The organism is Streptomyces sp. HD (assembly GCF_028369295.1).
Taxonomy (GTDB): Bacteria; Actinomycetota; Actinomycetes; order Streptomycetales; family Streptomycetaceae; genus Streptomyces.
Genome location: NZ_JAQMYP010000072.1, coordinates 1 through 16180, shown reverse-complemented (window position 1 = coordinate 16180; position 16180 = coordinate 1). Strand labels below are relative to the sequence as shown.

At 74.7% G+C, this 16180-nt stretch carries 2 protein-coding genes (1 of these 2 cut by a window edge); both read right to left on the bottom strand.

All coding sequences use genetic code 11. The annotated features are described in order from the left end of the window. On the bottom strand, positions 1–2989 hold the start of the coding sequence (locus tag POF73_RS41445; RefSeq protein WP_443049738.1) for a type I polyketide synthase. The gene continues 11393 nt to the left of window position 1, outside the view; 2989 of the gene's 14382 nt are visible here — the first part of the coding sequence; its start codon is at positions 2987–2989; its stop codon lies beyond the left edge, outside the window. Beyond that, positions 2982–16166: a type I polyketide synthase gene (locus tag POF73_RS41440; RefSeq protein WP_272124579.1), complete on the bottom strand. Its 13185-nt coding sequence runs from the start codon at positions 16164–16166 to the stop codon at positions 2982–2984. Before POF73_RS41440 ends, POF73_RS41445 begins: the two co-directional genes overlap by 8 nt. Positions 16167–16180 lie beyond the last annotated feature (14 nt).

Below are 16180 nucleotides of genomic sequence, written 5' to 3'. Positions count from 1 at the left end.
GGGCCGCGTGGTCCGCGGGCCCGTCCGGCAGCAGGATCGTGCGCGGTCCGAGCGCCTCGGCGACCCGTGCGCCGTCGGTGCCCTCGGGGGCGACGACAAGCCAGATGCCGGCCGGTCGCGCGTCGGTGTCCGTGCCGGTGAGCGGGGTCCAGCCGACGCGGTGGAGCAGTCGGTCCGTCTCGTCGGCGGGCCTCGGGCCCGGGGAGCCGGAGGCTGTGGCGGGCAGCCAGTAGCGCTCCCGCTGGAAGGCGTAGGTGGGCAGATCGGTGCGGTGGCCGCCGCGGGCGGCGAGCAGCGCGGCCCAGTCGAGCGTGATGCCCCGCACATGCAGCTCGGCCAGCGCGGTCAGCAGGGTGTCCGGCTCGGACCGCTCCCGCTGGAGGGCGGGGACGAGTGCCACGTCCAGGCCGAGGTCGAGGAAGGTGTCACGGGCCATCGCGGTCAGCACGCCGCCGGGGCCGAGTTCGAGACAGGCGGTGACGCCCTGGGCACCGAGGTACCCGACGCCGTCCGCGAACCGCACTGCGTGCCGTACCTGTCGCACCCAGTACCCGGGGTCGCGCAACTGGTCCGCGGTCGCCGCTTCCCCGGTGAGGTTCGAGACCACCGGCAGGGTGGGCTCACCGAACTCCACCCCTGCCAGTTCCCGTTCGAAGTCGGCCAGCATCGGCTCCATCAGCGCGGAGTGGAAGCCGCGCCGTACGGCGAGCCGCTTGGTCCGCAGCCCGGCCCCGCCGAGCAGTTCGTCCGCGGCGGCGATGGCGGTCCCGGTGCCGGACAGGACGACCGAGGCCGGCCCGTTCACGGCGGCGACGGCCACCTCGCCGAGGTCGCCGAGGAGTTCGGCGATCCGCTCCTCGCCGGCGGCCACCGAGAGCATCGCCCCGTCCTCGGGCAGCGCCTGCATGAGCCGCGCCCGGGCGGCCACCACCCGGGCGGCGTCGGGCAGCGACCAGACGCCGGCCACGTGCGCCGCGACGAGCTCGCCGATCGAGTGCCCGAGCAGCAGGTCGGGCCGGACGCCCCAGTGCTCCAGCAGCCGGAAGAGCGCCACCTCCAGCGCGAACAGACCGGTCTGGGTGAACAGTGTGTGGTCGATCAACTCCGCGTCGGGGGAACCCGGTTCGGCGAACACCACCGGCTTCAGCGGGCGCGGCAGATGGTCGTCGAACTCCGCGCACACCTCGTCGAAGGCAGCGGCGAACACCGGGAACGCGGCGTACAGTTCCCGGCCCGTTCCGGCCCGCTGCGAACCCTGCCCCGTGAACAGGAAGGCGACCGGCCCGGTCGGCGCGGTACGGCCCCGAACGACACGGGGATGCGCCTGCCCCGCCTCGATCGCCGCCAGACCGGCGAGCAGTTCCTCCCGGTCCGCACCGAGCACGACCGCCCGATGGGTCAGTCGGGCCCGGCCCGCGGCGAGGGACCAGGCGATGTCCAGCGGCCGTGGCCCGGCGGCGGCGTCGTCGGCGTACCGGTGCAGCCGCCGGGCCTGGCCGCGCAGGGCCTCCTCGCTCGCGGCCGACACCAGCCAGGGGACGGGGGCGGCCGGAGAGGGGTCCGCGGCCGGCTCGGGGGCGGGGTCGGCGCCGTCGGCGGCCGGGGCCTGTTCGAGGACGACATGGGCGTTGGTGCCGCTGATCCCGAAGGAGGAGACGGCTGCGCGGCGCGGGCGGCCGGTGTTCGGCCAGTCCTGCTCCTGTGTCAGCAGCCGTACGGCGCCTGCCGACCAGTCGACCTGGGGCGTCGGTTCGTCCACGTGCAGAGTGCGCGGCAGCAGTCCGTGCCGCATCGCCAGCACCATCTTGATCACTCCGGCCACGCCGGCCGCGGCCTGGGTGTGGCCGATGTTGGACTTGACCGAGCCGAGCCACAGCGGCTCCGCGTCGGCCCGGTCCTGCCCGTAGGTGGCCAGCAGTGCCTGCGCCTCGATGGGGTCACCGAGGCGGGTGCCGGTGCCGTGAGCCTCGACCGCGTCGACCTGGCCCACGCTGAGCTGTGCGTCGGCGAGCGCCTTGCGGATGACGCGGCGCTGGGCGGGCCCGTTGGGGGCGGTCAGGCCGTTGGAGGCGCCGTCCTGGTTGACGGCGGTGCCCCGGATCGTGGCCAGGACGGGCAGGCCCTGTTCGCGAGCGGTGGACAGGCGTTGCAGGAGGAGGACGCCGACGCCCTCGCCCCAGCCGGTGCCGTCCGCCGCCGCGGCGAAGGCCTTGCAGCGGCCGTCACCGGCCATGCCGCCCTGCTCGGCCATCTCGGCGAACAGTTGGGACTCCGCCATCACCGCGGCGCCGCCGACGAGCGCGAAGGAGCACTCGCCGGAGCGCAGCGCCCGGACCGCGAGGTGCAGGGCGACCAGGGAGGAGGAGCAGGCGGTGTCGATGGTGATCGCGGGCCCCTGCAGGCCGAGCGAGTAGGCGATCCGGCCGGAGGCGACGCTGCTGGTGGTGCCGGTCAGTACCAGGCCCTTGACCTCGTCGAGCAGTTCGGCGTCGCGCGGGCCGTACTTCTGGTCGGCCATGCCGACGAACACGCCGCCGTCCGCGCCGCGCACCGCCGTGGGGTCGAGGCCGGCCCGTTCCAGGGTCTCCCAGGAGGTCTCAAGGAGCAGCCGCTGCTGGGGGTCCATCGCCAGCGCCTCGCGCGGGGAGATGCCGAACAGGCCGGCATCGAAGGCGGCCGCGTCGCCGAGGAAGCCGCCGGCCCGCCGGAAGTCCCCGCGCAGGTGGTCGGTGCGCCAGCCGCGGTCGGTGGGGAAGCCGGAGATCGTGTCGGTGCCCGTGTGCACGCACTCCCACAGGTCCTCCGGGGAATCGATGCCCCCGGGGAAGCGGCAGCCCATGGAGACCACGGCGATCGGTTCGGCGGCGCCCGCCTCCAGTTCCTGCAGCCGCTGCCGGGTCCGCTTCAGGTCCGCGGTGACCCGCTTGAGGTAGTCGACGAGCTTGTCGTCATCCGCCACTGCACTCAACTCCGTATGTGTCCTAGGCAAGATCGCCGAATTCGCTGTCGATGAACGCGAGCACTTCCGCCGCGGAGGCCGTTTCGAGGGAGGACTCCTCACCGCCGTCCCGGGGCGAGCCGGCCTCGACCCGCCGCAGGATCCGGCGCAGTCGTGCGACGACTTCGCCGTGTGCTTCGGTGTCGGGCCCGATCGCCTCGACGCCGGCCTCAAGCCGTTCGAGTTCGCCCATGACCTGGAGCACCGGGTCGTGCTCCGCGGGGGCGGCGAGTTCCAGCAGGTGCTCGGTGAGCGCCGCCGGGGTGGGGTGGTCGAAGACCAGGGTCGCGGGGACCGCCAGGGCGGTGGCCGTCCGCAGGTGGTTGCGGAGTTCGACCGCGGTGAGCGAGTCGAAGCCCAGCGCCTTGAACGCCTGGTCGGGTTCGATGTCGTCGGCCGAGCCGTGGCCCAGTACGGCCGCGGTGTGCTCGCGCACCAGGTCAAGAACGAGCCGGTGGCTCTCGGTCGGGGACAGTCCGGCCAGCCGGTCCGCGAGCGCGGCCCGCTCCCCGGAGCCGGACGCCGTGCCCGGCGTGCCGGTGGCCGCCGTCCGCCGGACCCGGACGAGTTCCCGCAGTACGGCCGGGACCGGCTGGTCGGCGTACCGGGTGCGGAGTCCGGCCAGGTCGAGCCGGGCCGGGGTGAGGGCCGGGAGTCCGGTGAGCCGGCCGGTGTCGAACAGGGCGAGGCCGGTTTCCGTGCTGAGCGGGGCGACCCCGGCCCGGCTCATCCGCTGCCGGTCGCGTTCCTGGAGCCGGCCGGTCATGCCGCTGGCCTCGCCCCACAGTCCCCAGGCGAGGCTGGTCGCGGGCAGTCCCCGGGCGTGCCGGTACTCGGCGAGGGCGTCCAGGAAGGCGTTGGCGGCGGCGTAGTTGCCCTGTCCTGCCGCGCCGAGCGTGGCCGATGCGGAGGAGAACAGGACGAACATCCGGGGCGCGAGGTGCTCGGTGAGCCGGTGCAGGTTCCACGCGCCGCGCACCTTGGGGCGCAGTACGGCCGTGAGCCGGCCCCGGTCCAGTGCCGGGACGACTCCGTCGTCGGTGACGCCCGCGGCGTGCACGACACCGGCCAGCCGGTGCTCGGCGGTGAGGGAGTCCAGCAGCCGCCGTACGGCGTCCTCGTCCCCGGTGTCACAGGCCTCGACCCGGATCGTGGCGCCCAGTTCACCGACCTCGGCGCGCAGTTGGTCCACTTCGGGCGTCGTTGTGCCACGCCGGCCCGCGAGGGTGACGTGGCGCAGGCCGTGCTCGGTGACGAGGTGCCGGGCCAGCAGGGTGCCCAGGGTGCCGGTGCCGCCGGTGATGAGGACGGTCTCGCCGGGCCCGAAGGAGACGGCGGGGACGGTCAGCACCGCCTTGCCGGTGATCGCCGCCTGGCTCAGCGCGCGGAACGCGGCGGTGGCGTCCCTGACGTCCCATGTGGTGACGGGCAGCGGAGTCAGCTCGCCCGACTCGAAGAGCGGGACGAGACGGGCGAGGATCTCGGCGATGCGGTCCGGGCCGGCCTCGCCCAGGTCGAAGGCCCGGTAGCGCACGCCGGGATGGTCCGCGGCGATCCGCTCGGGGTCGCGCGGATCGGTCTTGCCCATCTCGACGAACCGGCCGCCGCGCGGCATCGAACGCAGCGAGGCGTCCACGAACTCGCCCGCGAGCGAGTTCAGTACGACGTCCACGCCGGCGCCGCCGGTCGCCGCCCGCACGGAGTCCGCGAAGTCCAGGGTCCGCGAGGAGGCGATGTGTGCCCGGTCGAGGCCGCCCGCGAGCAGGGTGCCCCACTTGGGTTCGGAGGCGGTGCCGAACACCTCGGCACCGAGGTGCCGGGCCAGCTGGACGGCGGCCATGCCGACGCCACCGGCCGCGGCGTGCACGAGCACCGACTCGCCCGCGGCCAGCCCCGCCAGGTCCACCAGTCCGTAGTAGGCGGTCAGGAAGGCGACCGGCGTGGCCGCGGCCGTCTCGTACGTCCAGCCGTCGGGTATCCGCGCCAGCACCCGCCGGTCGGCCACCGCGACGGGCCCGAACGCGCCCGGGACCATGCCCATCACCCGGTCCCCGGGGACCAGGCCGGTGACGCCGGGCCCGGTCTCCAGGACGACGCCGGCGCACTCGGTGCCGAGATCCGCGTCGCCGGGGTACATGTCCAGGGCGATCAGGACGTCCCGGAAGTTCATTCCGGCGGCGCGGACGGCGATCCGCACCATGCCGTCGGCGAGCGGCTCCGCGACCGCGGGGCACGGCACCAGGGCGAGGTTGTCCAGCGTGCCCGGGCCGGTGCTCTCCAGCCGCCAGGGGGCGGACCCGGAGGGCACGGCCAGGGTCGGTCCGGTGTCGGGGCGGGTGAGCCGACGGGCGTACAACATGCCCTGTCGTACGGCCACTTCGGGTTCGGCGTGGTGCAGGGCCGCGGCGATGTGGGCGGGGTCCGGTGCGGCGTCGTCGAAGTCGACCAGGGTGATCCGGTCGGGGTTCTCGGTCTGCGCCGAGCGGACCAGTCCGGCCACCGCAGAGTGGGCGAGGCCGAGGGGCTCCCCGGAGCCGGTGGCCGCCGCGTACTGCGTGCCGATCACCAGGTGGCAGTCGGCGAGCCGGTCGTCGCCCAGCCACTGCTGGAGCAGGTCGAGGGCCCACTCGGCGCCGACCCGGGCCGCTTCCGCGGGGTCGTCGGCGGTGTCCTGCGGGCAGCGGGCGAGCACCGTTCCATCCGGCGCCTCCTTGCCGTCCGCCACGGCCGCGGCGTACGCCTCCAGGTCCGGGTGGTGCCGCCAGGCGCCCGGCACCGGTTCGCCGACCAGAACGCAGGTGGCGAGGTCCGGTGCCGTCTCGCCGGTGCCTTCGAGCGGCACCCAGCGGGTGGTGAACAGCGCGTCGTCGAGGACCGGCGCACCCTCGCGCAACCGCTCCGGCGAGAGCGGGCGCAGGACCAGCGAACCGATGGAGACCACCGGCCGCCCGGCCGCGTCGGCGGCGTCCAGGGTGACGGTGCCGTCCTCGGCCAGGACCAGGCGGACGCGCAGCAGATCCGCGCCGACCGCGTGCACCCGCACCTCGCCCCAGGAGAACGGCAGCCGGGCCGAGCCGGGCTCGTCCGTGGCCCGTGCGGCGGGCCCCATCGCGTGCAGTGCGGCGTCCAGCAGGCCCGGGTGGATGCCGAATCCGTCGGTCTGCTCGGCGGGCAGGCTCACCTCGGCGAAGATCTCGTCGCCGCGCCGCCAGGCCGCCCGCAGGCCCTGGAAGACCGGCCCGTAGGCGAAACCGGCGTCGACGAGTCCTTCGTAGAAGCCGTCCATGGCGACGGGCTCGGCTCCCTCGACCGGCCAGGTGCCGAAGTCCGTGGGTGCCGAAGGTGTGCCGGAGTCCTCGGTCGGGGCCAGCAGTCCCTCCGCGTGCCGGGTCCAGCGCGTGTCCTCGTCGTCCGGCTGTGCGTACACGGCGATCGGACGGCACCCGGTGTCGTCGGGCGCACCGAGTACCAGCCGCAGCCGCACCGCGGCGTTCTCGGCCAGCGCCAGCGGCGTGGCCAGGGTCAGTTCGCGCAGCGTGCCGTAGCCGACGCGGTCGCCCGCCCAGCAGGCGAGGTCCACGAACGCGGTGCCCGGTACGAGCACGGTGCCGAGCACCATGTGGTCGCCCAGCCAGGGATGCGTCGCCAGGGAGAGCCTGCCGGTGCACAGCACCTCGTCGCCCTCGGGCGAGGGCACCCACGCCGTGAGCAGCGGGTGACCGGCCTCGGCCAGCCCGGCCGCCGCCAGATCTCCGGCGTCCGCGACCCGCTGCGGCCAGAAGCGCCGCCGCTGGAAGGCGTAGGTGGGCAGCTCGACCCGGCGTGCACCGGTACCGGCGAACGACGCCGACCAGTCGACGGCGGCACCCTCCGCCCATACACTCCCCAGCGCCCTCAACAGCGAGACCCGCTCCGGGTGTTCAGCCCGCAGGACGGGCACGCAGACAGCGCGGATGCCGCTGTGGTCGAGGGTCTCCTCGGCCATCGCGGTCAGCGTGCCGCCCGGCCCCAGCTCCAGGAACTTGTCCACACCCCGGCCCAGCACAGCCGTGACACCGTCGGCGAACCGGACCGCCTCACGGACATGCCGCACCCAGTACTCCCGGGTCGTCAGCTCCTCACCCGCGATCCGGCCGGTCAGATTGGAGATCAGCGGTATCCGCGGCACACGGAACTCCACCGAACCCAGCACCCCGGCGAACTCCGCCAGCATCGGCTCCATCCGCACCGAATGGAACGCATGACTGACCGTCAACCGCTTGGTCCGCCGGCCTTCCTCCGCGAAGCCCTGCGCAAGCGCGACGACCGGTTCCTCATCGCCGGAGAGCACCAGCGACCGCGGACCATTCACCGCCGCCACCGACACACCCGCCGGCAACTCCGGCAGTTCCTCCTCCGTCGCCTGCACGGCGAGCATCGCACCGCCGGTGGGCAGCGCCTGCATCAGCCGGCCACGCGCCGCCACGATCCGGCACGCATCCTCCAGCGACCACACCCCGGCCACATACGCCGCGGCCAGCTCACCGATCGAATGCCCCAGCAGCACATCCGCCCGCACACCCCACGAACCCACCAGCTCGAACAGCGCCACCTCCAACGCGAACAGACCCGCCTGCGTGAACACCGTGCGGTCCAGGCCGGCGCCATCGAACACGACGTCGCGCAGCGCCCCGGGCAGCAACCCGTCGAACCCGGCGCACAACTCGTCGAAGGCAGCCGCGAACACCGGGTAGGCCTCGTACAACTCCCGGCCCATACCGGCACGCTGAGAACCCTGCCCGGAGAACAGGAACGCCGTCCCGCCCTCGCTGACCGGACCACGTCCGCCCAGCGACTCCAACTGACCCAGGAAATCCGCCTGTTCGCGCCCGACGAGCACCGCCCGGTGCTCCAGCCCCGCACGAGAGGCAGCAAGCGAGAAACCCACATCAACCGGCCGGAGGTCAGTGGCACGCACATGCTCGGCCAGCCGCCGCGCCTGCTCCCCCAACGCCTCCGCCGACCGCGCGGAGACCACCCACGGCACCAGCCCGGGGACTTCACCCGGAGCAGCAGGCTCCTCGGCCTCCGGCGCCTGCTCCAGAATCACGTGCGCATTGGTGCCGCTGATCCCGAACGCCGACACGCCCACTCGCCGCGGACGGCCCGCACCCGGCCACTCCCGCGCCTCGGTCAGCAACTCCACCGCACCCGCCGACCAGTCCACCTCGGACGTCGGCTCATCCACATGCAACGTCTGCGGCAGCACACCGTGCCCGAGGGCCAGCACGGACTTGATCACACCGGCCGCACCCGCGGCCGCCTGCGTATGACCGATGTTGGACTTCACCGACCCCAGCCACAGCGGCCGGTCCCCCGCACGCTCCTGGCCGTAGGTGGCCAGCAGGGCCTGCGCCTCGATCGGGTCGCCCAGCACCGTGCCCGTACCGTGCGCCTCCACCAGGTCGACGTCTGCGAGTGTCAGGCCCGCGTTGGCGACCGCCTGTCGGATCACGCGCTGCTGCGAAGGGCCGTTCGGCGCGCTCAACCCGTTCGACGCACCGTCGGAGTTCACCGCCGAGCCCCGCACCACCGCCAGCACCTGGTGGCCACGCCGCCGTGCCTCCGAAAGGCGTGTCAGCACGAGGACGCCGACGCCCTCGCCCCAGCCCGTGCCGTCGGCACCGGCCGCGAACGCCTTGCAGCGGCCGTCGGGTGCCAGACCGCCCTGGCGAGCGAAGGCGTCGAAGGCGTCCGGGGTGGCCATCACGGCGACGCCGCCGACGAGGGCCAGGTCGCACTCGCCGCCCCGCAGCGCCTGCGCCGCCAGGTGCAGGGCCACCAGGGACGACGAGCACGCCGTGTCCACCGTCAGCGCCGGACCCTCCAGGCCCAGGGCGTAGGCGATCCGGCCGGACAGCACGCTGCCGACCGCACCCGTGAGGGCGTAGTCCTGGCCTCCGTCCAGGGAGGTGAGGAGGGTGGCGTAGTCGTGTGAGCCGGCGCCGACGAAGACGCCGGTGCGGCTGCCGCGCAGGGACAGGGCATCCGTGCCCGCCCGCTCCAGCGCCTCCCAGGAGGTCTCAAGGAGCAGCCGCTGCTGCGGATCCATCGCCAGCGCCTCACGCGGCGAGATCCCGAAGAACGCCGCGTCGAACTCCGCCGCGTCCGGGAGGAATCCTCCCGTCTGGGAGAACGGGGCGTCGGGCGCGATGTCCCAGCCGCGGTCGGCGGGGAAGTCCCCGATGCCGTCCTTGCCCGCGGCGATCAGGTCCCAGAGCTTCTCGGGCGTGGTCGCCCCGCCGGGGTAGCGGCAGGCCATGGCGACCACGACGACCGGGTCGTCGGTGACGGGCGCGGGCGCCGCGGCGGCGGACACGGCCGGGGCGTCCTCCCCGAACAGCAGGGTGCGCAACCGTCCGGCGGTCGCGACGGGCGTGGGGTGGTCGAAGACGAGGGTGGCGGGCAGGCGCAGGCCGGTCACGGCGGTGAGCCGGTTGCGCAGTTCGACGGCGGTCAGCGAGTCGAATCCCAGGTCCTTGAAGGGCTTCGACGGCGTGATGGCCTCGGCGCCGGTGTGGCCGAGGGCGGCTGCCGCCGCGGCCCTGACCAGGTCCAGCAGTTCCCGGTCGCGTTCGGCGGCAGGCAGCCGGGACAGCCGTCCGGACAGGTCGGACAGGTCGGCGGCCGGTTCCGCGGTGGTGGTGCGGGCCGCCTCGGGGATGTCGTCGAGCAGCGGGCGCGGGCGGGCCGCGGTGTAGGCCGCGGCGAAGCGTTCCCAGTCCATGTCGGTGACGGTCAGGGCGGCTTCGTCGTGGTCGAGGGCCTGCTGGAGCGCGTCGATCGCCCGGTCCGGGTCCATCGAGCGCACCCCGCCGCGGGCGAGTTCGCGCGCCAGGTCGTCGTCGACCATGCCGCCACCGGCCCAGCTGCCCCACGCCACCGACGTGGCGGCGAGTCCGCGGCGGCGCCGGTCGGCGGCGAGCGCGTCGACGTAGGCGTTGGCGGCGGCGTACGCGCCCTGGCCCGCGCTGCCCCAGACGGCCGCGCCGGAGGAGAAGAGGACGAAGGCGTCGAGGTCGCGTCCGGCGAGCAGTTCGTCGAGGTTGCGGGCGCCGGCGGCCTTGGCCGCGCACAGGTCCGCCACCTCGGCCAGGGTGGTCTCGGCCAACAGGGCGTTGCGGCTGATGCCCGCGGTGTGCACCACGGCGGTGACCGGGAACCGGTCGGGCACCTCGGCGAGCGCGGCGGCGAGCTGGTCGCGGTCGGCCACGTCACAGGCGGCGATGGTCACCTCGGTGCCCAACGCGCTGAGTTCCTCGGCCAGTTCGGGAGCGCCGTCGGCGGCCGGGCCGCTCCTGCTGGTCAGCAGCAGGTGTCCGGCGCCCGCGTGGGCGAGCCGGCGGGCGACCCGGGCACCGAGCGCGCCGGTGCCGCCGGTGACGACGACGGTGCCGTCGGGCCGGGGGCGCCAGGGGCGCCGTACGGCGGACCGGTCCAGGGGGGCACGGACCAGCCTGCGCACTTGGAGGCCGGCGGGGCGCAGGGCGTACTCCTGCTCGTCCGCGTCGGCGGTGAGCGCGGCCCGCAGGAGGCCTGCGGCGCGGTCGTCGGGTTCGGCGGGCAGATCGACCAGACCGCCGAAGCGCTCGGGGGTCTCCAGGCCCAGCACCCGGGCCAGTCCCCACAGATGGGCCTGGTCGGGGGCGGAAACCTGGTCGGAGCGGCCGGTGCCCACGGCGCCCTGGGTGAGGCACCAGAGGGGCGCGTCGATGCCTGCCTCCCGCAGCGCGGTCAGCAGGGCGAGGGTGTCCGCGATGCCCACCGGTACGGCGGGGTGCTCCGGATGCGGCCGGTCGGCGAGTCCCAGCAGGGACACCACGCCGGTCCAGGCGTTGTCCTCGGACGTGCGCGGCCGGGCCCGGACGTCCGCCGGGGTCACGACAGTGGTGGTGTCCTCACCGAGCGCCGTACGCGCCCACCGGGCGACGGGCCCGTCGGGTTCGTCGGTCACCAGCAGCCAGTCGCCGGTCAGGGCGGCCGGGACGGTAGGGGCCACCGGCGTCCAGGTGACGCGGTAGCGCCAGCTGTCGACCAGCGCGGAGTCCTTCTGCCTGCGGCGCCAGCCGGACAGGGCGGGCACGAACTCGGTCAGCGACCGGCCGTCGGGGAGGGCGAGTTCGGCCGCCACGGCGTCCAGGTCGCCGCGGTCCACGGCCTGCCACAGCGGGGTGTCCTCCTCGACGCCACCACTGGTCCCGGCGGGCGTCCCGACCGGCTCGGGCCAGAAGCGGCTGCGCTGGAAGGGGTAGGTCGGCAGCTCGACCGGGCGGGTGCCGGTGCTGCCGAGCACCGCACGCCAGTCCGCGGGCGCGCCCCGTACGAACGCCTCGGCCAGCGAGAGCAGGAATCGCTCGGGTCCGCCGTCGTCCCGGCGCAGGCTGCCCACGGCGGCGGCGACGGTGCCGGTCGCGTCGATGGCGTCCTGCACGGCGGGGACGAGTACCGGGTGCGGGCTCATCTCCAGGAACACGTCGTGGCCCTGGGCGAGGAGCTCCTCGGTGACCGGCCCGAACAGCACGGGCTGCCGGAGGTTGCGGTACCAGTACGCGGCGTCCAGGTCCGCGGTGTCGAGCCGGGCGCCGGTCGTCGTGGAGTGGAAGGGGATCCGGCCCGAGCGCGGTGCGACCCCGGCCGCCAGCTCGGTCAGCCTCGACTCGATGCGCTCCACCTGAGCGGAGTGGGAGGCGTAGTCGACGGGGATACGACGGGCGCGCACGCCCGCCGCCTCGCACTCGGCGAGCAGTTCGGCGAGCGCCTCCGGCTCACCGGCGACGACAGTGGAGTGGCGGCTGTTGTTCGCCGCGACGGAGATCCTGCCGTCCCAGCGCCGGATGCGTTCCTGCGTGTCGGCCGGGGACAGCCCCACCGACATCATGCCGCCCTGCCCGGACAGCTCGTCGGCGATCAGCCTGCTGCGCAGCGTCACCAGCGCGGCGCCGTCCTCCAGGGTCAGCCCGCCCGCGACGCACGCGGCGGCGATCTCGCCCTGCGAGTGCCCGACCACGGCGGCCGGTTCGACCCCGCAGGAGCGCCACAGGCCGGCCAGCGACACGCTGACCGCCCAGGAGGCGGGCTGGAGCACGTCCACCCGGTCCAGGCCGGGCGCGCCGTCCGTCTCGTGGATCACCTCGGTCAGGGACCAGTCGGTCAGGGGGGCCAGCACCTCGGCGCAGCGGTCCATCCACTGCGCGAACACCGGCGACGACTCCCACAGCCGGGCGGCCATGCCGGGCCACTGGGCGCCCTGGCCCGGGAAGACGAAGACGACCCGGCCCCGGGTGTCGGCGGTGCCGCGCACCACGCGCGCGTCCGTCTCCCCACGGGTGAGCGCGGCGAGCGCGGCCTCGCGGTCGGCGGGCCCGTCGGCGAGCAGGACCGCACGCTCGGGCCACAGCGTCCGCGTCGTCACGAGGGACCGGCCGACGTCGGCGGGTGCCGCCTCGGGCAGCCGTACGAGCAGTTGGTCCGCCCGGGCGGCCAGGGCCGGGGCCGACTGGGCGCTCAACACCCAGGGCAGCACGGGGGAGTTCAGCGCAGGAGGCTGCTCGGCTGTCACCACGTCGAGCACGGGGGCCTGTTCCAGGATCACATGCGCGTTGGTCCCGCTGACGCCGAAGGCGGACACGCCCGCCCGGCGCGGCCGGTCCACGTCCGGCCACGGCCTGGTCCCGGTCAGCAGTTCCACCGCTCCCTGGGACCAGTCGACCTCGGGAGTCGGCTCGGGGGCGTGCAGCGTTCGCGGCAGCTGCCCGTGCCCCATCGCGAACAGCATCTTCAGTACGCCGGCCATGCCGGCCGCGGCCTGGGTGTGCCCGATGTTCGACTTCACCGACCCGAGCCACAGCGGCCGGTCGGCGGGCCGGTCCTGGCCGTAGGTCGCGAGCAGCGCCTCCGCCTCGATCGGGTCGCCGAGCCGGGTGCCCGTGCCGTGCGCCTCCACCGCGTCCACGTCGGACGGCAGGCAGCCCGCGTCGGCCAGCGCCTGTCGGATGACGCGCTGCTGCGACGGGCCGTTCGGTGCGCTCAGACCGTTGGACGCGCCGTCCTGGTTGACCGCGGTGCCGCGGATCACGCCGAGTACGTCGTGTCCCAGGCGTCGGGCGTCGGAAAGCCGCTCCAGCAGGACGGTGCCGACGCCCTCACCCCAGCCGGTGCCGTCCGCGTCCGGGCCGAACGCCTTGCAGCGGCCGTCCATGGCGAGGCCGCGCTGCCGGGAGAACTCCGGGAAGATCTCCGGCCCGGACATCACGGTCACACCGGCCGCGAGCGCCATGTCGCACTCGCCCGCGCCCAGCGCCTGCACCGCGAGATGCAGGGCCACCAGTGAGGAGGAACAGGCGGTGTCCACGGTCATCGCGGGGCCTTCGAGCCCGAGGGCGTAGGCGATGCGGCCGGAGAGCACGCTGGACGCCGTACCGGTCAGCACATGCCCTTCGACCTCCGAGGAGCCCAGCAGGGTGGAGTAGCTCTGGCCGTTGGAGCCGACGAAGACGCCGGTACGGCTGCCGGCGAGCGAGGCCGGCACGATGCCCGCCCGCTCCAGGGCCTCCCAGGAGGTCTCCAGGAGCAGCCGCTGCTGCGGATCCATCGCCAGCGCCTCACGCGGCGAGATCCCGAAGAACGCCGCGTCGAAGTCCGCCACGTCCGTGAGGAATCCGCCTTCGCGCACGTAACTGGTGCCGGAGTTGGCGGGATCCGGGTGGTAGAGGCGGTCGAGGTCCCAGCCGCGGTCCTCGGGGAAGGGGCCGATGGCGTCCCCGCCGTCGAGGACGAATCGCCAGAGCTCCTCCGGGGTCCTGACACCGCCGGGGAACCGGCAGGCGGCCGACACGATCACGACCGGATCGTCCTGGGTGCGCACGGCTGTCGTCCGCTGCTCCCCGGCACTCCCGGTCCGGGTGCCTTCCACCACGGCCGTCAGGTGCTCGACGAGCCTGCCAGGAGTGGGATGGTCGAAGATCAGGCCGGGCGGCAGCCGCCTGCCGGTGGCCGCGGCGAGCCGGTTGCGGAACTCCACGCCGATCAGCGAGTCGAAGCCGAGCGCACGGAAGGTGCGGTCCTCCGGTACCCGGTCCGCACTCGGCAGGCCCAGTACGGCGGCCACCTCGGTGGCCACCAACTCGCCCAGTGCTCCGCGCAGTTCATCGCCACCCAGCCCGCCGAGCCGGTCCGACGCGGGCGCCGTGCCGCGTTCGGGCTCGTGTCGGCGGGCCCGGCGCACCTCGGGGACACCGGTGAGCAGCGGGCTCGGCCTGCCCGGGCCGAAGCCCGCGGCGAACCGCTCCCAGTCGACGTCGGCGACGGTCACCTCGGCCTCGCCGTCGGCGACCACTCGCCCGAGGGCGGCCAGGGCGGCGGCCGGTTCAAGGGGCACCAGCCCGGTCCGCGCAAGCCGCTCCCGGGCCACGTCGGTGTCGGCGGCCATGCCGGCACCGGCCCAGGAGCCCCAGGCCACGGCCGTCGCGGGCAGGCCGAGCCGGGCCCGGTGGACGGCAAGGGCGTCCAGGTAGGCGTTGGCGGCCGCGTAGTTGCCCTGCCCGGCCAGCCCGACCGAGCCCGCGAAGGACGAGAACAGGACGAACACCGACACGTCCAGGTCCCGGGTGAGTTCGTGCAGGTTCCACGCCCCGGTCACCTTGGGCCCGGCGACCGCGGCGAACCGGTCGGGCGTGAGCGCGTCCAGCACTCCGTCGTCCAGGATGCCCGCGGCGTGTACGACGCCGGTCAGCGGCCGGTCGGCGGGCAGCCCCGCGATCAGCCCCGCCAGCGCGTCCCGGTCGGTCACGTCGCAGGCGGCGACGGTCGCCTCGATGCCCGATTCCCTGAGGCGCGCGGTCAGTTCCACGGCCCCCTCGGCGTCGGGTCCGCGCCGGCTGGTGAGCAGCACATGCCCCGCGCCCGCCCCGGCCAGCCACTGAGCGAGGTGCGCACCCAGCGCCCCGGTCCCGCCGGTCACCAGCACGGTGCCTTCGGCGGGGAGGCGGACGGCGGTGCCGTCGGCGGAGGGCGCCGCTGCCGCCGTGTCGTCGGTACGCGGGCGCGCTACGGCCCGGCACAGCCGTCGGGCGAACAGTCCGGCGGCCCGCACGGCCATCTGGTCCTCGCCCGCCGCACCCGTCAGACCGGCGCACAGACGCTTCAGCGCCAGGTCGTCCAGTACGGCGGGCAGATCGACGAGACCGCCCCACCGCTCCGGGTGCTCCAGTGCCGCCACCCTGCCCATGCCCCAGACCTGGGCCTGCGCCGGTGCGGGCAGCGGCTCGGAAGGACTCACCGACACCGCGCCCCGAGTCAGACACCACAACCGTCCGGCCCCGCCGACGTCGGTCAACGCCTGCAGCAGCACGGCGGTGGCCGCGGCACCCGCTGACGGCCCGCCGTCGAGCGCGAGCAGCGACACCACTCCCCCGGCGTCCTCGCCGAGCGCGGCCCGCAGCAGGTCCGCGAATTCGGCACGGTCGGGTGCGGCGGTGTCGACCTCGACCGTCACGGGCCGCGCACCGTGGTCCCGGAGTGCGGCGGTCACCTCTCGTACGAGATCGTCGTGCTCCCCGGCCACGGGCACGACGACGGCCCAACCGCCGCCCAGCGAGGGACGGGAGCCGTCCGGCACGGAGGCCCACTCGACGCGGTACCGCAGCGGATCCGCGGGGGACGCGGACGACGGCGCGGTCGGCTCCAGCCAGTAACGGCGGCGTTGGAAGGCATAGGTGGGCAGCTCGACCCGGCGGGCTCCGTGCGGAGCGAAGAAGGCGGCCCAGTCCACGGTCGCTCCGGCGGCGTACAGACGACCGACGGCGCTCACGGCGGTCCGGTCCTCCGGCTGGTCTCCCCGGAGCACGGGGACGACGCTCACTCCGTGCTCTCGGCCCTGCTCGGCGAGGGTGTCGTGGGCGAGCGAGGTCAGGGTGCCGTTCGGGCCGAGTTCGAGGTAGTGCCGTACGCCCGCGCCATGGGCGGCACTGACGCCGTCGGCGAACCGGACCGCCTCACGGACGTGCCGCACCCAGTACTCCGGGGTCGTCAGCTCCTCACCCGCGATCCGGCCGGTCAGATTGGACACCACCGCGATCCGCGGCGCACGGAACTCCACCGAACCCAGTACTCCGGCGAACTCCGCCAGCATCGGCTCCATCCGCG

Coding starts and splice junctions, on each gene's coding strand:
- POF73_RS41440 (WP_272124579.1), bottom strand. CDS start 16,166: ATGCTGGCGGAGTTCGCCGGAGTACTGGGTTCGGTGGAGTTCCGTGCG.